This is a genomic window from Thermomonas sp., from assembly GCF_035369645.1.
In the GTDB taxonomy this organism is placed as follows: Bacteria; Pseudomonadota; Gammaproteobacteria; order Xanthomonadales; family Xanthomonadaceae; genus Thermomonas.
On the sequence record NZ_DAOOUM010000008.1, the window covers coordinates 21,973 to 43,607 of the forward strand.

Here is a 21,635-nt window from a genome sequence, read left to right on the forward strand (position 1 = left end):
CGCAGCAAGCCGCTGTGATGCAGATCAGGTGATTCCAATCCGGTCTTTCAAAACAGGCCGCCGCCCAGCAGCAAACGCAAGCCGCCAATCAAGATCGCCACCACGTTCAAAATCAGGCCGGTCTTGGCGCGGCTGCGATGCGGTGCCGAGGTGATGGCAATGCCAATGGCGGCGATGATCGCGCCGACCACCGCAAACGGGATCATGAACCAGTTGCCCCAGCCAAGCATCGGGATAAACGCCAGCAGCATCCACAACAATGCCACGATGCCCCACAACAGACTGATGATGCCCATGCACAGATTTCCTAGATTGGCGAAGATCAAGAATAAGCGCGATTGGGCCGCGGCAAGCAAATAATGCGACGAACATAAAAAACCGGCGCCCGAAGGCGCCGGTTGGAGTGATGAATCACCGAGTCAAGCACGGATTAGCGGCGGTATTGATCCGACTGGCGCTTGATGCAGGTGTTCAACTTGAGTGCCTGTTGCTGGGTGATCAGGCCATCGGCCAGCAACCCATCGCGGTACTTGTACATGCACGACACGTACTCGTTGCGCAGCACATTCGTGGACTTGCACGCTTCGCTGGTGGCGGCCATGTTGGAGCCGATCACAATGCCGTAGGCGTCGGCAGCAGCAGTACCGGTATCGCAATTGGCAAAAGTCGCACCACCTTGATGCAGCTTCCAGCCAATATCAGCAAACAGCGCCGGGGTCAGATCAACGTTGTACTGTGCCTGCACCGTTGGGGAATCGAACGGCTCCATCAGGGCATCTGGTGTTAGCGTGGTATCGAAGTGCGAGAAGGTTGAACCGGTAGCAACCACCCACGGCGAGTACAGACGGGTATGACCTGCGCTGTCCATGCCGGCCTTGGTGGCGGGCAGATCCACCATGCCGCCGGTGACGGGTGTATTGGCCTTGAACGTCACACCATCGGCGTATTGCACGATGACCGAGGGGATGGTGATGGTGGGATCAGCGCCACCCATCGAGCCCCAAGTGCCGGTCGACGAGTTGGCAATGACCACACCGATGGCACCGGCGTTTTGCGCGTTCTTCACCTTCACCGCAAAACCACAGGTGCCACGGTCGATGATGGCAATCTTGCCGGCCACGGCCGCCGCATTGGTGATGGCCGAGCAACCATCGGTCGTCAGCGGGCCGGCGGCGTCGGCGGCGTCGAGTGCCACCACCCATTGGCCATTGAAATTGGCGGCAGCTGCGGCCGGGCCAAATGCGGCACCGTAGAAGCCGTAGTTACCCACCAACGCTGTCGGTGCAGTGACCCGCAGCACGCTTTCGTGGAAGTTGTTGTTCAAGATGACATTGGCAACGGCATTGACCTTCGGCCCCACCCACACCGTGCGACCCGGTGTGCGCATGGCCTTGGCGCGCAGCGCATCGGTCATGCTGGCGTCTTCGAAGCTCTTGTTCAGCTCATTGTCGTAAGCGTATTTGGTGTAGGCATCGGAATAGCCGTTGTAGAGCGCGCCGGTGGATTTATTGATGAACCCCTGCGCACCCAGGCCGTGGCCGATTTCATGCATCACCACATTCAGGAAGTTGATTTTGCCGGCGGGGGTATTACCGTCAATACCGAAATACCAACCCGAACCATCCAGGCACCCGGGATTGCCAAGATTGCCATTGAAGCGCGAAGCGATGTCGCCCGGATCGTTCGGATCGGGAACGATGTCGTAACCGACGATCGAATCGGCCAGCGCCGAACCGTAATAGCGGACACGCACGCCGTCAGTGAGCCGAATCAGCCAGTTGGTACCGGCCGAGCCCAGCACGCCCGAGGTGGAGGTGCAGGTCAGCGGAGCAAACGAGGCATACACCTTGATCGGCACTTTGCTTTCCAGCACCGAGCCCCACATTTTCATGGCGAACTCGTACACAAAGGTGGCTTGCGCACCCTTGGTGGTGCCCGGGTTGCCGCCGACCGGAGTGGCAGGAACGGTGCTATTCAGACCCACACCTGGACTATCGAGGTTGAGCAGTACGATGTCCGCCGCATTGGCGGAGCCGGCGGCCAACAGGGCCGTGGTGGCAAGTGCCAGTAGGGTCTTATTCATTGCCAGCCTCCGGAGTTTTCTGGGCCTTCGAGGACATGACATCGCCGTTTTCGAGGATCGTCAGGCTACCGTCGGCATTTTTCTGCACGGTCATTTCACTCAGGCTTTCAGCCGGTGGCTTGATCACGGAATAGCCGTTGTAGGTGGTTTCGGTGGCTAGCACTTCTTTCTTGGTGGTCGGCAGGCGGAACAGGCGTTGAGCACGTGACGACAGCTGCGCGCGGGTGCCGGCGCGCAGGCTATTGTTGTCGTTACCTTGCTGAGCGGCTTGTGTGTCCAGTGCGGCACTTTCTGCGTCGGTCAGCGGGCGCAGCTTGCCAGTAGTCTTGTCGATGCCGACCTTGACGGACGGGGCGGAAGCTGCGGCTTGTGGAGTGGGATCGCCAGCCAGCGCGGTGCCGGTCATTGCGAGCCCTGCCGCGAGGAGCAGAAGCTTGGTATTCATTTGGATTTGATGTCCTTGACGAGAGCATGGAGTCGAAAAGCGGACGATGTGGCCCGCAGCCGACGGATTCTGCGTTTGTCAGAATTCCCCCTGACCGGGCGAGTGTGCCCGTGCTTGAGCAAAAGCTCAAGCAAGCAAAACTGGACGGCAGTCACACCGCAAGATTGATGCAACGCAGCATTTTTCGGAATGCGTTCAGCCGTGGCTGCCGTCGATCTCGACCCGCAATTCTTGTCGGCACACATGGCCATGCAGCACGATGCGTGGCACCTCGGGTAGGTGTTGCGCCAGCAGGGCGTCGATGTGGGCCATCGCATCGGCATCGCGCACATACACCTTCAAGCGTGAACCTGCGCCCAGCCGGGGCGGCAGTGCCGGGCGCTGGCTGCGGGCGGTGTCGATCAGGCTGTGCAGGTTGCGCAGCACTTCGTCCAGTTGTGCATCCAATGCTTCACCGTGTTGCGAGGCATGGCCCACCACCGCCGCCGTGCCCGAGAGTAGCAATGGCATCTGGGCGCTGGCCGGCAGCAGCGCGCGGGCAAACCCGGGCGGCTGTGGGCCGTACTGGCGTGGGTAGCGCCAGGCTTGCACTTGTCGGGGGTTTTCCAGCGCGGTGCCAGCGTGCTGGCCCGCCAGCCAATACAACTGAAAACGACCGCTGGGCGCGGGGTGGCCAATCGCGGTGGCGGCCGGCAGGTCGCCGGGGGCCAGCGCGCGGCCGATTCCGCGCGCGCGGCCCACGCAGAAGCGCCGGTAGCGTTCGGCGTCCCCCGTGCCGAAGGTAATGGCATCCAGGTAATTCCAAATCCGGAGTGGATGCGGGTAGGCGCAGGTGGACAGCCAGTCATGCAGGCGGGCATAGGCCTGCGCGGCGGCGGTTTCAATATCGCCGGTGTCGGTCACTTCCAGCGCGCCAAATTGCAGGCCGCCGCCTTGCGCCCAGGCGATGTCGCCTGCCCGGCCATGCACGACCTCGGTGGCAACCTGCCAGCACTCCAACGCTGCGCAGCCGTGGCTGGGCAGGGCAACGTGCAGGTAGCGCGGGTCATCGTGACGTGGGGCTGCACGATCACCAAAGCCGAACACCGCCAAGGTGCCCGGGGTGGCGAGGGCGTCGGTCAGCGGCACATCGCGAAATTCGATATGCAAAGGGGTGGCCGGGGTAGCGGGGGCAAGTGGGAGTACGGGCATCAGGGGGCACATGATACCGCGCCGCCTTGCTACCCCCACTGCACTGCATGCCCCCCACCATCGGCACGGGCAGGCGATAGCGGCCCGCGTTAGCATCGCTAAGATTGGCGAATGCCGAGGGGCGAACCACGATGAGGATCGGGATGGATGCAAAACATATTTTGCTGGGGGCGGTGCTGATGAGTGGCGCGGCAATTGGCCATGCACAAGCACAGGCACCCTTGGCACAAGGGCCTGCAACACCGGTCACCGCTGCCGATTACGCACGCGCCGCCAGCATGCTGGCAGACCGCACCGGGCCATTGGTCGATCACGCCATCAGCGGTGCCAATTGGTTGAGCGACGGCACGCTGATTTACAACGAAAGCACGCAAGGCAAAACGCAGGCGTTGCGATTTGATCCCGGCAGTGGCAAGACCACGCCCGCGTTCAATACACAAGCCTTGGCCGATGCCATGAACTTGGCCGCCGGAGGCAAGGGGATGCCGGCACGCGCCGACAAATTGCCACCGCTGAAAATCACCCGCAATGCCGATGGTTCGCTGAAACTCAGCAGCCTGTTTGGTGGCGGTGATTTCCGCTGCGATAAAGCCGGCTGCAGCGCGATCAGCAAGGCGAAATCTGGCGACGAGCCGGGTGCGGCCGCGCCCGATGGCAGCCGCGAGGCCTTCATCCGTGGTGGTAATTTGTGGCTGCGCGATGTGGCCAGCGGCAAAGAAACCCAACTCACCACCGATGCCCAGCCCGACTACGGCTATGCCACCAGCAATGCCGGTTGGCAGCATTCGGATGACGCCGTGTTGGTGTGGTCGCCGGACGGCAACAAGATTGCCACCTTCCAGCAAGACCAGCGCAAGACCAGCAGCATGACCTTGGTCGGCACCAATGTGGGTGCGCCGAAGGTGGAGCAGTGGAAATACCCGTTCGTGGGCGACAAGGACGTGACCATGATCGAGCGCGTCATCATCGATGTGTCCGGTGCTGCACCCAAGGTCATCCGTCTGCAAATGCCGGCCGATCAGCACCGCTCCACCTGCGCCGATGACGTGGTGTGTGATGGCGGTTGGGACGATGTGCAGTGGGCCAAGGATGGCAAGACGCTGGCCTTCATCAGCACCGATCGTGGCCATAAATCCGCCACCTTGCGGGTGGCCGATGCTGCCAGCGGCAAGGTACGCGACGTGTATACCGAAACCGTGGCCACCCAGTACCAGAGCGCGCCGGCCTTGGGCAATGTGGCATGGCGGTACTTGCCCGAGAGCAACGAGTTTTTGTGGTTCTCGCAAAAAAGCAATTGGGGCCATCTGTACTTGCATGACTTGAGCACGGGCAAAGAAAAGCGCCAGCTCACCAGCGGTGATTGGAATGCCACCAAAATCGGCTATCTGGATCAAGCCTCACGCACGCTGTGGTTCAGTGGCGTGGGTCGCGAGCCGGGTGACCCGTACTTCGTGCATTACTACAAGGTCGGATTGGATGCCGGTGCAGTGCAGTTGCTGACGCCTGAGGATGCCAATCACAGCATCACGCCTTCGGAAGATGGCAAGTATTTTGTCGATGTGTATTCGAAGATCGACACGGCGCCGATAGCCGTTGTGCGCGATGGCAATGGCAAGCAAGTGAAAGAATTGGCGCATGCCGATCTCACTCGTTTGAAAGCCGCCGGCTGGGTGGCACCGGAATCGTTCACGGTAAAAGCTCGCGACGGCAAAACCGACATCTATGGGCAACTGTTCAAGCCCTCGCATTTCGATGCCAAAAAGAAGTATCCGATCATCACCTACATCTATCCAGGTCCGCAGGTGGGTTCGATTCGTTCGCGCAGCTTCGTGCCGGCCCACGGTGACCACCAGGCATTGGCCGAGCTGGGCTTCATCGTGATTGCGGTGGATGGCATGGGCACGCCCCTGCGCAGCAAGGCGTTCCAGGATGCCTATTACGGCAACATGATCGACAACACCCTGCCCGACCAAGTGGCCGCGCTGAAGCAATTGGGCGAGCGTTACCCGTGGGTGGACACCAGTCGCGCTGGCATCTGGGGGCATTCCGGTGGCGGCAATGCCACCGCGACGGCGATGTTCACCTATCCCGATGTGTACAAAGTGGGGATTGCCGAATCGGGTAATCACGACAATCTGAGTTATGAAGACGATTGGGGTGAGCGCTACCACGGTTTGCTGGAAGACAAAGGCGACGGCAAGACCAATTACAGCGGGCAAGACAACGCCTCGATCGCGAAAAACCTGAAAGGCAAATTGTTCCTGCTGCACGGCCTGATGGATGACAACGTGCCGCCGCAAACCACGCTATTGGTGGTGGATGCATTGATCAAGGCCAACAAGGATTTCGACCTGTTGCTGTTGCCCAAGGCGCGTCACGGCTACGGTGCGGATAGCTATTACGTGATGCGTCGGCGCTGGGATTATTTCGTGAAAAATCTGCTGGGCGCAGAGCCGCCAAAGGAATTTGAGCTCAAGCCGCAGTACTGACCGCGGTACCCCTTGAGACGACAACGGCAGCGCAGGCTGCCGTTGTTGTGAGCGCAGGCAGGGCGATACCACTCAATGCCCGTTTTGTGCCGCCAGCTGGTCGAGGTCAATCCCTTGTTTGTGCAGCAAACTGGATGCGCGCAGTGCATAGAACGCCAGATAAGCAAAGCAGACCACACCCACCCAGAAGCTCATGTGCACGCCCACCACATCGGCCAGTGCGCCTTGTGCCCAGCTCACCAGGCCGCCGCCCATGATCATCATGATCAGCAGGCTGCTGCCCTGATTGGTATTGCGGCCCAGGCCAGTAATCGCCAATGCAAAAATGCACGGCCACATCGTGCTGCAAAACAGGCCCACACTGATAAAGGCAATGGTGCTGGTCATGCCGCTGCTGAACATCCCGATCAGCAGCGCCACAATGCCGCACACGGCGAAATACAGCAGCATCCGCGCCGGGTTGCCATGGCTCAGCCAGGTGGCGGCAATCATCACCACGATCACGCCGGCATAGCCGTAGAACTGCGACACATCATGCTGGGCGATGGCATTGACCGCCAGATACACGCCAAACGCAAGAAACGGCAGCAGCAACAGCAACATCGATTTGGTGCTGCGGCCAACGTCAAATGCCCCCGCTGCGCCAGTCCAGCGGCCAATCATCAAGCTGGCCCAGTACAACGAAACATACGGCGCCAAGTGCTGGGTTTCGATACCCAGGCCTTCATGCAAATACGCCGGTAAATTACTGACCGTGGACACTTCCACGCCCACATACACAAAGATTGCCAGCATCCCCAATACCAGCTGTGGATAGGCAAATGCGGAGGACTTGTGCACCAGCTTGCCGGTATCTTGCGCCTCGTCGCTGGCCAGTGTGTCCAGATCAATCTGGTTTGGCACGGAGGAAAACTTGATAAACAACGCCACCAACACAAAGGCGGCGCCCAGCACGAGGTAGGGCAGTTTCACGCTTTCGATGCTGGCCTCGGTATTGCCGGAGGTCACGCTGCCAAAAATCGCCAGACTGACCAGCAGCGGGCCAATCGTGGTACCAAAATTATTGACCCCGCCCGCCATGGTCAACCGCTGTGCACCGGTGGCCGGGTTGCCCATCACGATGGCCAGGGGATTGGCCGCGATCTGTTGCAGCGCAAATCCAAGCCCGACGATAAACAAGCCCGACAGCATCAGCGGGAATGAACTGTTATTGGCTGCCGGATAAAACAGCAAGGTGCCCAACGCCGAGATCAATAGCCCCACGCAAATGCCGTTCTTGTAACCGATCTTGTTCAGCAGGTCCTGCCCAACCCATTTGGAAATGCCGAAATAAATCAACGAGCCCACGGTATAGGCGACGTAAAACGCCACGGCCACCAGCTGGCTTTGCGACTGACTGAGGTTGAACGCTTTTTTGAAGACAGGGATCAGGATGTCATTGCTGGCGGCAACAAAGCCCCAGAAAAAGAACACGGTGATCAGGACGCCGAACTGCGCCCATCGGGTTGGTTGATGACTCATGGTGCCCCGCTGCGATTTGAGTGCCTGTGGCCGGGGATCCATCGGGCCGGTAGGCGTTTCCCCAGCGGCAGTACACCAGTGCCTATCCGGCATGTACAGCGTTGCGGCATTGCAAACGATTGCGAAGGTGGGTTGACGTCACCCCTGCTTGCACGTTGCAATGCAGCATCCTCGATCCGAACGGTTGCCGATGTTGCCTGAATCCACTTCCCGCCTGTCGCCGATGTCCGCGCTGATATTTTCCTCGCGCTGGCTGCAGTTGCCGCTGTATCTGGGCTTGATCGTGGCCCAAGGCGTGTATGTGTTCCTGTTCGTCAAGGAACTCTGGCACCTGATCCACGATGCCGCCAGCCTGAACGAGCAGGGCATCATGCTGATCGTGCTGGGCCTGATCGACGTGGTGATGATCTCCAACCTGCTGGTGATGGTGATCGTCGGTGGCTACGAAACCTTCGTCTCAAGGCTCAATCTGGAAGGCCATCCCGACCAGCCGGAATGGCTGTCACACGTCAATGCCAGCGTGTTGAAGGTCAAATTGGCGATGGCGATCATCGGCATTTCCTCGATCCACCTGCTCAAGTCCTTCATCGAAGCCGGCCAATTGGGTTTGCCGCTGTGCACCGTTGACCTGCTGGCGGCCAAAGCGCTCTGTACCAAAGCCACCGCACAGGGTGTGATGTGGCAGACCATCATCCATATCGTATTCATCCTGTCGGCCATCGGCATCGCATGGACCGACAAGTTGATGACCGGCAACGCCAGCAAGCGCGAACACGCGGGCCATTGAGGCCGCCCATCCCGGTAAAATCCGGCGGATGGATGTTTCCCACTTGCTTGATGGGCTGAACCCGGCCCAACGCGAAGCCGTTTCTGCCGCACCCGGCCACTATTTGGTGTTGGCCGGGGCCGGTTCCGGCAAAACCCGTGTGTTGACCCATCGCATCGCATGGCTGCATGAGGTGTTCGGGGTGCCGCTGCACGGCATCCTGGCGGTCACCTTCACCAACAAGGCCGCCGGCGAGATGCGCGGACGCATTGCCGCGCAACTGGGTGGCGAGCCGCGCGGCGCGTGGATCGGCACCTTCCACGGCCTGGCCCATCGCCTGCTGCGCCTGCACTGGCAGGAGGCGAAGTTGCCGGAAGGGTTTCAGGTGTTGGACAGCGACGACCAGCTGCGGCTGGTCAAGCGCGTGGTGCAGCAATTGGAATTGGACGATGGCCAATTTCCGCCGCGCCAGCTGACCTGGTGGATCAACGCGCAAAAGGACGAAGGTCGCCGCCCGCAGCATATCCAGCCCACCCCGCATGACCCATGGGGGGATGTGCAGTTGCGTGTGTACACCGCCTATGAAGAGCGCTGCCAGCGCGCAGGCTTGGTGGACTTTGCCGAACTGCTGCTGCGTGCGCATGAATTGCTGCGCGATACCCCGGCGTTGCTGGCGCATTACCGGCATCGTTTCGGGCAGATTCTGGTGGACGAGTTTCAAGACACCAATGCCATCCAGTACGGATTTATCCGGTTGTTGGCAGGCAGCTCCGGGCACGTCTTTGTGGTGGGTGATGACGACCAGGCCATCTATGGTTGGCGCGGTGCGAAGGTGGAGAACGTGCAGCGGTTCTTGGGTGATTTTCCAGGTGCGCACACCATTCGCCTTGAACAAAATTACCGTTCCACCAGCACCATCCTGGATGCCGCCAATGCGGTGATCGCGCATAACAGCGACCGGCTGGGCAAGAAGCTGTGGACCGATGCCGGCGAAGGTGAGCGCATCGACCTGTATGCGGCCTACACCGAGATGGACGAGGCCGCTTATGTGGTCGATCGCATCCACCAATGGGTGCGCGAGGGTGGCAGCCGTAGCGATGCGGCGATCTTGTATCGCAGCAACGCGCAGTCGCGTGCCTTTGAAGAAGAATTGTTGAAGCGGCAAATGCCGTATCGCGTGTATGGCGGCATGCGCTTTTTCGAGCGCGCCGAAATCAAGGACGCACTGGCGTATCTGCGTTTGCAGGCCAACCGCGATGACGACGCGGCATTCGAGCGCGCCGTGAACACGCCACCACGCGGCATTGGCGAGCGCACTCTGGATGAAGTGCGCCGCACCGCGCGAGAGTATGGGCAATCGCTATGGCAGGCCGCGCAACGCCTGTGCCGGATGTCCACCCTCAGCGCCCGCGCACGCAATGCGCTGGCCGCGTTCGCGCAGTTGATCGACGGGCTGGGGCAGGCAACCACCGAACTGCCGCTGGCAGAAAAAATCGACCATGCACTGTTGCGTTCCGGTCTGCGTGCGCATTACGAAAAAGAATCGCAAGGACAGTTGGATTCACGCACCGACAACCTCGACGAACTGATCAGTGTGGCCAGCCGGTTTATCCGCAGTGATGAAGACGATGCGGCCGCCATGCCGGAGCTGGTCGCCTTCCTCAGCTATGCCGCACTGGAGGCCGGCGAAGGCCAAGCGCAGGCCGACGAAGACAGCGTGCAGCTGATGACCCTGCATAGCGCCAAGGGCTTGGAGTTCCCGCTGGTGTTTCTGGTCGGGTTGGAAGACGGTTTGTTTCCGAATGCACGCAGCAAGGAAGAACCCGGCCGCATGGCCGAAGAGCGCCGGCTGGCCTATGTCGGCATCACCCGTGCCCGCCAGCAATTGGTGTTGTGTCACGCCGAATCACGGCGCATCTACGGCAGCGATGTGCTCAACGCACCCTCGTGCTTCCTGCGCGAAATTCCGCAAGCGCTGCTGCGCGAGATACGTCCAAAACCCAAGCCGCAGCCGTTTGCCCGTGGCGCAGCGCAGATCCCTGCACGCAACTATGGTCACGCCGCACTGGACGCGCCGCCCATCCGGTTGGGCGCGAACGTGCGTCACCCCAAGTTCGGCACCGGCTTCGTGACCGACGTCGAAGGCAACGGCGCGCATGCCCGCGTGCAAGTCAATTTCGAGGATGTGGGCAGCAAATGGCTGGTGCTGGCCTATGCGAATTTGAGTCCGGCGTGATGCATGCATTGCCATCACGCAACACTGCAATTGGCGGGAACATGATCGAATTTTGCGTGACGGAATGGGCCGCATGGGCGCCCGGTGTGGAGACGCGGGAGGCATGGCAGGCGTGGGCGTTGGCGCCGGCCATGCCGGTGGGTGACGGGATGCCGGCCTTGCCGGAGGTGCCGGCCATTCAGCGTCGCCGCATTGACCGGCTGGGGCGGATGGCCGTGCAGGTGGCGTATTGGTGCGCGCAGGCGGAGGGCACCGGTGTGCCGTTGGTGTTTGCCTCGCGGCACGGTGATGTGCGGCGCTCATTGGAGTTGTTGCAACAGCAGGCGCGTGGCGAGCCAATGTCGCCTACCCAGTTTGGACTGTCGGTGCATAACGCGATTGCGGCGTTGTACTCCATCGTGCGTGGCCAGCACGGCAACTATTTGGCATTGGCGGCGGGCAAAGCCACCGCAGCGACGGCCATGATCGAAGCGGCAGGTTTGCTCGCCGATGGTGCGCCGGAGGTGTTGGTAGTGGTGTATGACGCTTGCTTGCCCGAAGCCTATGCGGCCTTTGTGGATGAGGTGCAGGCTGACCATGCGTGGTGCTGGCGCGTGCGTGCAGATGGTGAAGGGCAGCGGTTGTCGTTGGATTGGCAGATGGCTGAGGACGATGCCGCGATAACGCCAGCGCTGCCGGCGAGTTTGGAGGTGCTGCGCTTTGTATTGGCCGGCGACGCTGCATGTACGCAACTGGCCGATGGTCTGCGCTGGCACTGGCTACGACATGACTGAGGTGGGTTTGCCCACCGCGTTGCGATCCAGCCGGCTTAATCACGGCTGGCGCATCGTGGCGACAGGTTTAAGCTTTTTCGCGTTTGGAATCGGCGGTGTGCTGCTGTCGACGCTGGCGTTTCCCATGCTGGCGCTGCTGGTGCGCAACCCTGCGCGCCGACAAACCTTGGCACGGCGGTTGGTGCAGCGTAGCTTTGCCTTGCATATCGAGCTGATGCGTGTGTTGGGGGTGCTGACCTACGAGATTCGTGGCCGCGAGTGCTTGCGGCGGGACGGCTTGTTGATTCTGGCCAATCATCCCACCCTAATCGACGTGGTGTTTCTGATTGCGCTGCTGCCCAATGCCGATTGTGTGGTCAAATCTTCATTGGCACGCAACCCCTTCACGCGTGGCCCGGTGCGGGCTGCGGGCTATGTCTGCAATGACGATGGCGCAGGGTTGATCGATGATTGCATCGCCGCGGTACACCGTGGCGGCAATCTGGTAATGTTTCCGGAAGGGACACGCAGCCGCCGCGATGCGCCATTGCGACTGCAGCGCGGCGCCGCCAATATCGCGGTGCGTGGCGGTTTGAACATCACACCCGTGCGCCTGAGTTGCCGCCCGATGACGCTGGGAAAAGGCGAGAAATGGTATCGTGTCCCGGCGTACCCCTTCCATGTCGTAGTAGACATTCAGCCAGACATTGAGATCGCATCGCTGCTGGGCGGGGCAACCAGTGAAGCGATGGCTGCGCGTCAACTGACGGACTATTTGACCCATTATTTCGCGGCGGGAGAGCCTGCGTGCAATCACTCGAACTTGAGATCAAACAACTAATCATTTCCGCATTGGCATTGGAAGATTTGACGCCCGATGCCATTGATGCCACCGCACCGTTGTTTGGCGAAGGCTTGGGCCTGGACTCGATCGACGCGTTGGAATTGGGATTGGCTCTGCAGAAACGCTATGGCGTGACACTGTCGGCCGACTCGCAGGAAACCCGTCAGCATTTTTCCAGCGTCAATGCACTGGCTCATCTCGTTGCCGGACAACGGGTGTAAACCAATGACGGCCATCATGACCAGGGACGAGCTGTTCACCCGCATCAGTAGCATCTTGCAGGACACGTTCGAAATCGACCCCGCACGGATCACGCCTGCGGCCAATCTGTACACCGATCTGGATATCGACAGTATCGATGCGGTGGATCTGATCGTGCAACTCAAGCCGCTATTGGGTGGCAAGTTGCAGCCGGATGCGTTCAAAGCGGTACGCACGGTGCAGGACGTGGTTGACGTGCTGCATGGACTGCTCCGCGGCGCTGCCTGAGTTGTCGGCGGCACATTGCCGTGGCGTATACCGTGAAACACGCACGACTACTGTTATTTGCGCTGCTCTCGCTGGCCTATCCACTGGCGGTGTATCTGCTGCTGGGCCGGTTCGAGCCACGTTGGTTGGCACTGCTGCTGTGCGCGCTGGCCTTGCTGCGTGCATTCACCACGCGCGAGCCAATGTGGTTGTGGGCGGCAGCGGCAACGGGTCTATTGGCCGGCTGGACCAGTTGGACCAATAGCGCATTGCCGTTGAAGTTGTATCCGGTCGTGATCAATGGCGTGTTGTTGCTGGTGTTCAGTCTCAGCTTGCGGTTCGGCCCGCCCGTGATCGAGCGCTTGGCGCGCCTGCGCGAACCCGATTTGCCACCGCACGCGGTGGTGTATGTGCGCCGTGTCACCCAGGTCTGGTGCGGATTCTTTTTACTCAACGGCAGCGTGGCGCTGGCCACCGCGTTGTGGGCCAGCGAGCGGGTGTGGGCACTGTATAACGGCCTGATTGCTTATCTGTTGATCGGTACCTTGTTTGCCGTGGAATGGCTGGTGCGGCAGCGGGTGAAGGCGCGCGCGCATGGCTGAGTGGATCGCGCTGAATGCAGTGGCCTGTCAGCCGCGCAGCGGACGCGTGGTGGCGCGCTGGTGCAATGCGCAGCACGCACAAGACGTACTGGATCACGCCGCGTTCCGAGCGCAAGTGGCGGCATGGCGCGCGGCATTTTCTGCGCACGCGGGGGCACGCTATGCATTGTATTTCGATGACGCCGTGCCCTTTGCGGCAGCACTGTTCGGCGCGTGGCATGCCGGCAAGACTGTATTGCTGTGTGCTGATGTGTTGCCACAAACACTGGTGCGGTTGGCTGCCGAGGTGGATGGCTGGGCGGGCGACGTGCCTGCCACGTGTGTGCGCATCGCGCCGCAGTGGCATCTGTCCGAGGATGGTGACGTGTGGCCTGTCCTGGATGAACACACAACACGGCTGCAAGTACTGACCTCCGGCTCTACCGGTGCGCCGGAGGTGATCGACAAGACACTGGCGCAACTGGCGCGCGAAGTGGAAGCGCAAGAGCGCGTGTTTGGTGCCCGCTTGGGCGATGCACAGGTGCATGGCACAGTGTCACACCAGCACATCTACGGCTTGTTGTTCCGCGTGCTGTGGCCATTGGCGGCCGGGCGCGCGCTGCTGCCACGGGTGTTTTTTCTTGAAGATTTGAATGCCGCGATGGATGCGCCCGCAGTGTTGGTGAGCAGTCCTGCGCATCTCAAACGGATTCCCGCCAGCATGGATTGGCATGCCATACGTTGTCAGTTGCGCGCAGTGTTCAGCTCCGGTGGCGCATTGCCGGTAGAGGCCGCTGCCGATGTACACGAACAATTCGGGCAAGCGGTTATCGAAATATTTGGCAGCAGTGAAACCGGCGGCATCGCGTGGCGACAACACGCGGCTGCGGCCACTGCGTGGACACCGTTGCCGGGTGTGCAATGGCGCATGCGGGATGCACAATTGGAAGTGACTTCGCCACATCTTCCCAATGCCGATTGGTGGCGCACACAAGACTGTGTGGAGTCCGATGCAGGGGGCGGGTTTCGCTTGCTGGGCCGCGCCGATCGCATCGTCAAAGTGGAAGAACGGCGCGTGTCATTGACCGCGCTGGAGCGCCAGTTGCTGGCGTTGACCGACGTCGCCGAGGCGCGCGTGATCTTGCTGGATGGCGCGCGTGCGCAGCTGGCGGCGGTGATCTGCCTGACCAGCACAGGTGCAGCCTGCTTGCAGGCACATGGCGCACGCGCCCTTGCGCAGCGCTTGAGCCTCGCATTGGCGCAAGTGCAGGAGGCCGTCACCCGGCCGCGGCGTTGGCGCTTTGTCGAGGCCATGCCGATGAACGTACAAGGCAAGACCACCGATGCAGCATTGGCCGCGTTGTTCCGTCCGGAGCGCCCACAGCCCATCTGGCAGTTGCGTACCGCCACGCAGGCGCAGCTGACGCTTGTGCTGGATCCGGCCCTGCTCGTGTTCGATGGTCACTTTCCGCAGTTTCCTATCCTGCCCGGCGTGGCACAGTTGGACTGGGCAGTGCGCTTGGGGCGCGAGGCGTTTGCGATCAACACCGCATTTTCACGGATGGAGGCGCTGAAGTTCCAGCAGGTGGCGCGCCCAGGGTTGCAACTGCAATTGCATTTGGAATGGCGGCCAGACAAAACCACGCTGCAGTTTCGCTATGTCTCTGCACTTGGCGCCCATGCCAGCGGCCGTGTAGTGTTCGCCGAGGCCGCGCCATGAACAATGCAGCGAGCCATGCGGTGTTCAAGCCGTTGGTAGTGATCCCGGTCTATAACCACGAACAGGCGATCGGCGCGATGGTGGATGGCGTGCGCATGCACGCGCTGGAGTGCTTGCTGGTGGATGACGGTTCGCGCGCGTCTTGCGCGGCCGTGTTGGACGCCCTGGCGCAACGTGAAGGCGTACACCTGCTGCGGCTGCCACACAACCAAGGCAAAGGTGGTGCGATGCTGGCCGGCTTTCGCAACGCCGCACAACGCGGGGCCACGCATGTCTTGCAAATCGATGCCGATGGTCAGCACACCTGCGCCGATATTCCGCGTTTTATCGCCGCAGCGCAGGCCACGCCAGACGCCATCATCAATGGCACACCGGTGTACGACGCAAGCGTTCCCAAGGGCCGTTTGTATGGCCGTTACCTCACCCATGTCTGGGTGTGGATCAATACGTTGTCATTGCAAATCCACGACGCGATGTGCGGGTTTCGGGTGTATCCACTAGCACCGGTGTTATCACTCATCAATGAGGAAACACTAGGCTTACGTATGGATTTCGATCCTGAAATCCTGGTGCGCCTGCATTGGCGTGGCGTGCAAATTCAAAGCGTGGAAACCCACGTGCGCTACCCCACCGATGGCGTCTCGCATTTTGATGTGTGGCGCGACAATGTGCGGATCAGCCGCATGCACGCGCGGCTGTTTTTCGGCATGTTGCGGCGGCTGCCGCACCTGTTGTGGCGCAAGTTGCGATGAGTACGGCCACGCCAACCCATTGGGCGGAGCTCGGTGAAACCACCTTCGTTGCCGGCATTCGGTTTTTATGCGCGATCGAACATTGGCTGGGGCGCTGGCCGTTTCGACTGTGCCTGGCACCCGTGGTCGTGGCGCATTGGCTGGGCAACCGGACTGCGCGCCACGCCTCGCGCGACTATCTGGCGCGAATGCAGGCCACGCACGCGGTGTTTGCGCACACGCCGGGGCACTGGTTGAGCCTGCGGCATTTTTTCAGCTTTGCCGAAACCATGCTGGATAAATTATTGGCCAGCCATGACCGCTACCCGGCCACCCGCGTGCAGGTGGAACGTGAGGTCATGTTGCAGCAGATGGCGCGTGGCGAGGGTGGGGTCATCATCACCGCACACATCGGGTGCCTGGAGTTGTGCCAAGCCTTGGCCAAACACGTGCCGGGGTTTCGATTGACGGCATTGGTGCACACCGCACATGCCGAGGACTTCAATCGCCTGTTGAAAAAGCTCAACCCGGATGCGCAGGTTCGCTTGCAGCAAGTCACCACACTCGATGCTGCAACGGCCTATCAATTGGGCCAACGTGTTGCCGCCGGCGAATTTGTGGCGATTGCCGGTGACCGTGTGCCGGTGCACGGTGGGCGGAGTGTGTTTGCGCCATTTTTGGGCCGGCCTGCCGCCTTCCCGATTGGCCCGTATGTGCTGGCCGCAGCACTGGGCTGCCCGTTGTTTACGTTGGCTTGCACCCACGCAGGACGCGGCTACCGGATATGTTTTGCACGACTGTGCGAACGCGTGCTGCTACCGCGCGCGCAGCGCGAGGCGGCCTTGATCGCACACGCCACCCGCTACGCTGACTGGCTGCAAGCGCAGTTGCGCAACGCACCGTTGGACTGGTTCAATTTTTTCCCATTTTGGGATCAGGTACCCGATGACCGCTTCCACCGATGACCTTCCTGCACTGACCTTGGGTGCTGCGCCTTTGACGATCGAAGACGTGGTCGCGCTTGCGCGTGGCCAACGGGCGGCGGTGCTGTCACCCGACCCCGCTTTTCGTGCCCGTATCAGCGCTGGTGCCGATTTTCTGGACCGTCTATTACGCGAAGACGGCGTGGTGTACGGCGTCACCACCGGCTACGGCGACTCCTGCACGGTGGTCATCCCACCCGAGTTGCTGCATGAGCTGCCGCACCATCTGTACACCTACCACGGCTGTGGGCTGGGGCGGTTTTTGGATGCACAGGAAACCCGCGCGGTGCTGGCCGCACGTTTGGCCTCGTTGTGCGTGGGTATGTCCGGGGTCAGCCTGCCCTTGTTGGAAGGCTTGGTGGGTTTGTTGCAACACGACATCCTGCCGTTGATCCCGGCCGAAGGCTCGGTGGGGGCCAGCGGCGATCTCACCCCGCTGTCGTATGTGGCCGCCGTGCTGTGCGGCGAGCGCGAAGTGATGCACCACGGGCAGCGCAAGCCGGCGGCCGAGGCGCTGGCAGCGGCCGGCATCACGCCGCTGCGGCTGCGCCCGAAAGAAGGCTTGGCGATCATGAACGGCACCGCGGTGATGACCGCACTGGCCTGCCTTGCATTTGCGCGCGCCGATTATCTGTGCCGCCTTGCAACCCGTCTGACCGCTTTCAATGTGATCGCCAGCGCCGGCAATGCACACCATTTTGACGCCACTCTGTTTGCCGCCAAGCCGCATCCGGGGCAGACCCGGGTGGCGGCGCGCCTGCGCGACGACCTGCATAACGCGCGTCCATCGCGCAACGAGCAACGCCTGCAAGATCGCTACTCGCTGCGCTGCGCACCGCATGTGATCGGGGTGCTGGAAGATGCACTGCCCTTTTTGCGCCAGCTGATCGAAACCGAGCTCAATAGCGCCAACGACAACCCCTTAGTGGATGCCGAGAACGGCCAGATTTTGCACGGCGGCCATTTTTACGGCGGCCATATCGCCTTGGCGATGGACACCCTGAAAAACGCGGTGGCCAATCTGGCCGACCTGCTGGACCGGCAACTGGCTTTGCTGGTGGACACCCGTTTCAATCACGGCCTGCCATCAAATCTGTCGGCCGCCAGTGGCCCGCGCGCGGCGATCAATCATGGTTTGAAAGCGCTACAAATCAGCGTGTCAGCGTGGACTGCCGAGGCACTCAAACAGACCATGCCGGCCTCAGTATTTTCGCGCTCCACCGAATGCCACAACCAAGACAAAGTCAGCATGGGCACGATTGCCGCGCGCGACTGCTTGCGGGTGTTAGAGCTGACCGAACAAGTGGTGGCGGCGATGTTGATCGCGGCCCGTCAAGGTGTGACCTTGCGCCAGCAGATTGCACCCGACACGGTGGTGCAAGGCGCACCGCTGGCGATGTTAGAGGACTTGTGCGCGCGCATTCCGCTGGTGCAAGAAGACCGTGCGCTGGATGCGGATCTGTTGCGCCTGCTCGATGACATCCGCGCGCAGCGCTGGAGTGTGTATGGCCACTGATGCCGAAAAATCTGCGGCCGAGCGCTTACAGATCGTCATCGATCTGGAGCCGGCCTTCCACGACTGCGACCCCATGCGGGTGGTGTGGCATGGGCACTACTTCAAATATTTTGAAATCGCGCGTTGCACCTTGCTGCGCCGCTTCGACTACGACTACCCGCAGATGCAGGCGTCGGGTTATTTGTTCCCGATCGTGGACACGCGGGTGAAGTACCTGCGCTCACTGCATTTTGCACAGCCGCTGCGCGTGCATGCGCAAATTAGTGAATGGGAAAACCGCTTGAAAATCGACTACGAAATCCGCGACGCCAGCAGCAATGAATTATTGACCCGCGCGCACACCATTCAAGCGGCGGTGGCGGTGGATTCCGGCGAGATGCTGTACCTGTGTCCGCCGGTATTGTGGCAACGCTTGGGAGTGACCCCCGCATGAATATGTTGATGCTCAGCGTGCGCGTTGGTGGCGCACTGGGCCTGCTGTTGAGTGGTGCACTGGCCTTTGCGCAGTCGCCGGTCAAACCCTTGGCAAAACCGGCCATCGCCGCGCCGGTCACCAGCGTGCGGCAAGGCGATGCACTGACGCAGTTGCAACAGCGCATCGCACAGGTGCCGCTGCTGCGGGGCGAGTTTGTGCAGGAAAAACAACTGCAAGGCTTCAAACATCCGCTGAAATCAGAAGGCCGCCTGTTGGTGGCGCGCACACACGGGGTGATCTGGACCACGCTGAAGCCGTTTCCTTCCGAATTGGTACTGACCCGTGACCGTATTTTGTCGCGGCAAGCCGATGGCCGTTCGCGGGTCGAGGTGGATGCGCGCACGCAACCGGCATTGCGCTCGGTCAATGCGATGTTGTTTGCATTGATGAGCGGCGATGTGCAGGCACTGACCGCACGTTTTGATGCGCGCCCCAGTTTGCGTGCGGACAACGGCTGGACGTTGTTGCTCACGCCCAAACCCGGCGCGTTGGCGCAGGCATTTGCTCAAATTACCCTGGAAGGGGATCGCTATGTGCGCAGCGTGCTGATCGAAGAGCGCAATGGTGACCGCACGCGCTTGCAATTCACTGCACTGGCCGAATCCCCCGCGCAGTTGAGTGCCGATGAGGCGCGCCGTTTTGACTAAGCATGCAAGCACCCGTGGTTGGCGCTGGCTGGCGTGGTTATGGCTGGCCGTGGTGTTGGCACTAGGCGTGCATCAACTGCGGTTTTGGAGCGAGTCGCGCTTGGAAAGCGACATTATGGCGCTACTGCCGCAAGACGCACATGACCCGGTACTGGCCGAGGCCACACGCAAGATCGCCGATGCTGGCGCGCGGCAGATGGTGGTGCTGCTGGGCGCACGGGACGCCAGCAAAGCGCAAGCCGCCGCACAGGCTTATCGCGCCCGCTTGCAACAGGCCGAGCAGCAGCAGGCATTGCCGTTTGCAGAAGACCAGACGATGCGCGGCTGGTTTGCCGAAGCACGCACATTTTATCTGCCGTGGCGCGACCGATTATTGACGGGCGAGCAGCGTGAGCGCCTGCAACAGCAATCTGCTGACAGCTTGGCCAATGATGCGTTGTCTGCCCTGTACGGCCCGATGGGTGCGCCACGCCTGACCGACTGGCGTGCAGATCCACTCAATCTGTGGGCCGGCTGGTGGCAGGCGCGCGCAGCGGGCGCAGGCCTGCGGTTTGATGCCGATGGTTTGCTGCACGCCGATGACCGGGTGTGGGCGGTGCTGCAACTACAAACCCGTGGCTCGGCGTTTCGTTTGGATGGGCAGCGGGTCATCGATGATGCCTTGGACGCCGCTGCCAATGCGGCCCGCCACGCAGTGCCCGACGTGCGTGAATTGCGTGCAGGCGTCCCCTTGCACGCCGAAGCCGCTGCGGTGCAGGCTAGCTACGAAGTCAATGTGATTGGCTGGGGCTCGTTGGCGGCGGTGTTGTTGCTGGTGTGGTGGGCATTTCGATCACTACGTCCGATTTTGCTGGTGGCCTTGTCATTGCTGATTGGTGTGGCGGCTGCGCTATCGGTCACCGCAATGGTGTTTGGCAAAGTGCATTTGCTCACGATGGTGTTTGGTGCCAGTTTGGTGGGCGTGGCCGAGGACTACGGCATTCATTGGTTCGCCTCGCGACAGGGGCATCCGCAGCAAGAACGCTTCACGTTGTTGCGTGCGCTGCTGCCGGGCATGTCACTGGCATGGCTAACCAGTGCCCTCGCCTACCTTGCATTGGGGCTGGCTCCGTTCCCGGGGCTGCGGCAAATGGCGGTGTTCTCGGTGGTGGGTCTGGCGGGCGCGTTTCTCACCGTGATTTGCTGGTTTCCGTGGCTGGAGCGCGGCGCACCACCGGCAACCTCGCTGTCACGTGCGATGCATGGTTGGTTGCAACGCTGGCCACGGGTGCGCACCAACAAAACATGGGCGGCACTGGCAGCAGTAACGGCCGTGGTCATCGTCAGTGGTCTGTGGCAAGTACGGGCCCAGGATGATTTGCGCAGCTTGCAGGCATCTCCCAAAGCCTTGATCGCGCAGCAAATCGAAGTGGGCCGTTTGCTGGGTTTGCCCAGCCCGGCGCAGTTCTACTTGGTGCGCGCGCCCGACCCAGACACCTTGCTGCAACGCGAACAGGCACTGACCGCACGGCTGGCAGTCTTGACGACGCAGGGCAAGATCAAGGGCTATCGCGCCATCAGTGATTGGTTGCCGTCACCGCAGCAACAAGCGGCCGATGCGGCACGCACCGCGCATGTCGAAACAGCGGTGCTTGCGCGCCTATCTGTCGCTACTGGTGAGCAGCTGCAACGCCCAGCATTTTCAACACAGCCGCTGCGGTTGCAGGCGTGGTTGGCCGCGCCGGCATCGCGCCCGTTGCGACAGTTATGGCTAGGCAAGCTGGGGAATGGCGTGGGCAGCGTGGTGTTGGTGGATGTGGCGGGCAATTACGCCATCTTGGACACGCTGCATCACACGGCTGAAGGGCTGGCAGGTGTGCGCTGGGTCAACCGCACCGCTGAATTTTCCGCATTGCTTGGCCACTATCGACAGATGATGTTGTGGCTACTGCTGGCCGGTACACTCTTGGTGATACTGGCGTTGTGGTGGCGTTATCGTGGTGATGCGTGGCGCACCTTATTGCCCACCTTATTGGCAGGTGGCTTGTGCGTGGCCATGCTGGGCTGGCTGGGGATGCCCTTGCAGTTGTTCAATGTGCTGGCGCTGTTACTGCTGCTGGGCATGGGTGTGGATTACGGCATCTTCCTGCTGGAGCATCGTGGCGATGCGTCGGCATGGCTGGCGGTGTGTGTCGGCGCGGCCAGCAC

At 61.2% G+C, this 21,635-nt stretch carries 20 protein-coding genes; 15 read left to right on the top strand and 5 right to left on the bottom strand.

Annotated elements, in window-relative coordinates; genetic code table 11:
- Positions 1 to 47: 47 nt before the first annotated feature.
- The 4 genes from PK789_RS02730 to PK789_RS02745 form a co-directional block, all read right to left on the bottom strand.
- Positions 48 to 296: a hypothetical protein gene (locus PK789_RS02730; RefSeq protein WP_324306850.1), complete on the bottom strand. Its 249-nt coding sequence runs from the start codon at positions 294 to 296 to the stop codon at positions 48 to 50.
- Between the two features lie 134 nt (positions 297 to 430).
- Positions 431 to 2,083, bottom strand: coding sequence for a PA domain-containing protein (locus PK789_RS02735; protein ID WP_324306852.1), 1,653 nt, complete (start codon positions 2,081 to 2,083; stop codon positions 431 to 433).
- Entirely contained in the window at positions 2,076 to 2,528 is a 453-nt protein-coding gene (locus PK789_RS02740) for a post-PEP-CTERM-1 domain-containing protein (RefSeq protein ID WP_324306853.1), read from the bottom strand. Before PK789_RS02740 ends, PK789_RS02735 begins: the two co-directional genes overlap by 8 nt.
- Before the next feature lie 195 nt (positions 2,529 to 2,723).
- A complete protein-coding gene (locus PK789_RS02745) occupies positions 2,724 to 3,719 on the bottom strand; it encodes a chorismate transformation FkbO/Hyg5 family protein (protein ID WP_324306854.1) in 996 nt (331 codons plus the stop codon).
- Positions 3,720 to 3,862: 143 nt separating this feature from the next.
- Here PK789_RS02745 and PK789_RS02750 point away from each other — a divergent pair, with 143 nt between their 5' ends.
- On the top strand, positions 3,863 to 6,208 hold the full coding sequence (locus tag PK789_RS02750; protein WP_324306855.1) for a S9 family peptidase: 2,346 nt from the start codon (positions 3,863 to 3,865) through the stop codon (positions 6,206 to 6,208).
- 72 nt (positions 6,209 to 6,280) lie between these two features.
- On the opposite strand, the gene PK789_RS02755 is transcribed toward PK789_RS02750, so the two are convergent.
- Positions 6,281 to 7,822: an MFS transporter gene (locus PK789_RS02755; RefSeq protein ID WP_324306857.1), complete on the bottom strand. Its 1,542-nt coding sequence runs from the start codon at positions 7,820 to 7,822 to the stop codon at positions 6,281 to 6,283.
- Between the two features lie 97 nt (positions 7,823 to 7,919).
- On the opposite strand from PK789_RS02755, the gene PK789_RS02760 reads away from it, so the two are divergent.
- The 14 genes from PK789_RS02760 to PK789_RS02825 all read left to right on the top strand — a co-directional run.
- Entirely contained in the window at positions 7,920 to 8,516 is a 597-nt protein-coding gene (locus PK789_RS02760) for a TIGR00645 family protein (RefSeq protein WP_374348899.1), read from the top strand.
- A gap of 28 nt (positions 8,517 to 8,544) precedes the next feature.
- The gene (gene uvrD, locus PK789_RS02765; protein ID WP_324306858.1) at positions 8,545 to 10,731 is read left to right on the top strand and encodes a DNA helicase II; all 2,187 of its coding nucleotides are present in this window, start codon (positions 8,545 to 8,547) and stop codon (positions 10,729 to 10,731) included.
- 41 nt (positions 10,732 to 10,772) lie between these two features.
- On the top strand, positions 10,773 to 11,504 hold the full coding sequence (locus PK789_RS02770) for a beta-ketoacyl synthase chain length factor (protein WP_324306859.1): 732 nt from the start codon (positions 10,773 to 10,775) through the stop codon (positions 11,502 to 11,504).
- Positions 11,505 to 11,601: 97 nt separating this feature from the next.
- Positions 11,602 to 12,324, top strand: coding sequence for a lysophospholipid acyltransferase family protein (locus PK789_RS02775; protein ID WP_324306860.1), 723 nt, complete (start codon positions 11,602 to 11,604; stop codon positions 12,322 to 12,324).
- On the top strand, positions 12,291 to 12,548 hold the full coding sequence (locus tag PK789_RS02780) for a phosphopantetheine-binding protein (protein ID WP_324306861.1): 258 nt from the start codon (positions 12,291 to 12,293) through the stop codon (positions 12,546 to 12,548). The genes PK789_RS02775 and PK789_RS02780 overlap by 34 nt, the downstream gene beginning before the upstream one ends.
- A 16-nt stretch (positions 12,549 to 12,564) precedes the next feature.
- Positions 12,565 to 12,816: an acyl carrier protein gene (locus PK789_RS02785; protein ID WP_324306862.1), complete on the top strand. Its 252-nt coding sequence runs from the start codon at positions 12,565 to 12,567 to the stop codon at positions 12,814 to 12,816.
- Positions 12,817 to 12,848: 32 nt separating this feature from the next.
- A complete protein-coding gene (locus PK789_RS02790) occupies positions 12,849 to 13,397 on the top strand; it encodes a COG4648 family protein (RefSeq protein ID WP_324306863.1) in 549 nt (182 codons plus the stop codon).
- Positions 13,390 to 15,096 carry an ApeI family dehydratase gene (locus PK789_RS02795; RefSeq protein WP_324306865.1) on the top strand — a complete coding sequence of 569 codons (1,707 nt, stop codon included), beginning with the start codon at positions 13,390 to 13,392 and terminating at the stop codon, positions 15,094 to 15,096. Before PK789_RS02790 ends, PK789_RS02795 begins: the two co-directional genes overlap by 8 nt.
- Positions 15,093 to 15,848: a glycosyltransferase family 2 protein gene (locus PK789_RS02800; protein ID WP_324306866.1), complete on the top strand. Its 756-nt coding sequence runs from the start codon at positions 15,093 to 15,095 to the stop codon at positions 15,846 to 15,848. The genes PK789_RS02795 and PK789_RS02800 overlap by 4 nt, the downstream gene beginning before the upstream one ends.
- On the top strand, positions 15,845 to 16,792 hold the full coding sequence (locus PK789_RS02805; protein ID WP_324306868.1) for a lysophospholipid acyltransferase family protein: 948 nt from the start codon (positions 15,845 to 15,847) through the stop codon (positions 16,790 to 16,792). The genes PK789_RS02800 and PK789_RS02805 overlap by 4 nt, the downstream gene beginning before the upstream one ends.
- Positions 16,773 to 18,326: an HAL/PAL/TAL family ammonia-lyase gene (locus PK789_RS02810; RefSeq protein WP_324306869.1), complete on the top strand. Its 1,554-nt coding sequence runs from the start codon at positions 16,773 to 16,775 to the stop codon at positions 18,324 to 18,326. Before PK789_RS02805 ends, PK789_RS02810 begins: the two co-directional genes overlap by 20 nt.
- Positions 18,316 to 18,759, top strand: coding sequence for an acyl-CoA thioesterase (locus PK789_RS02815; RefSeq protein ID WP_324306870.1), 444 nt, complete (start codon positions 18,316 to 18,318; stop codon positions 18,757 to 18,759). Before PK789_RS02810 ends, PK789_RS02815 begins: the two co-directional genes overlap by 11 nt.
- Complete coding sequence (locus PK789_RS02820) at positions 18,756 to 19,448, top strand: outer membrane lipoprotein carrier protein LolA (protein ID WP_324306872.1); 693 nt, start codon at positions 18,756 to 18,758, stop codon at positions 19,446 to 19,448. The genes PK789_RS02815 and PK789_RS02820 overlap by 4 nt, the downstream gene beginning before the upstream one ends.
- The coding region (locus tag PK789_RS02825; RefSeq protein ID WP_503011876.1) for an MMPL family transporter at positions 19,426 to 21,635 on the top strand (2,210 nt) is incomplete at its 3' end. The genes PK789_RS02820 and PK789_RS02825, both read left to right, overlap by 23 nt.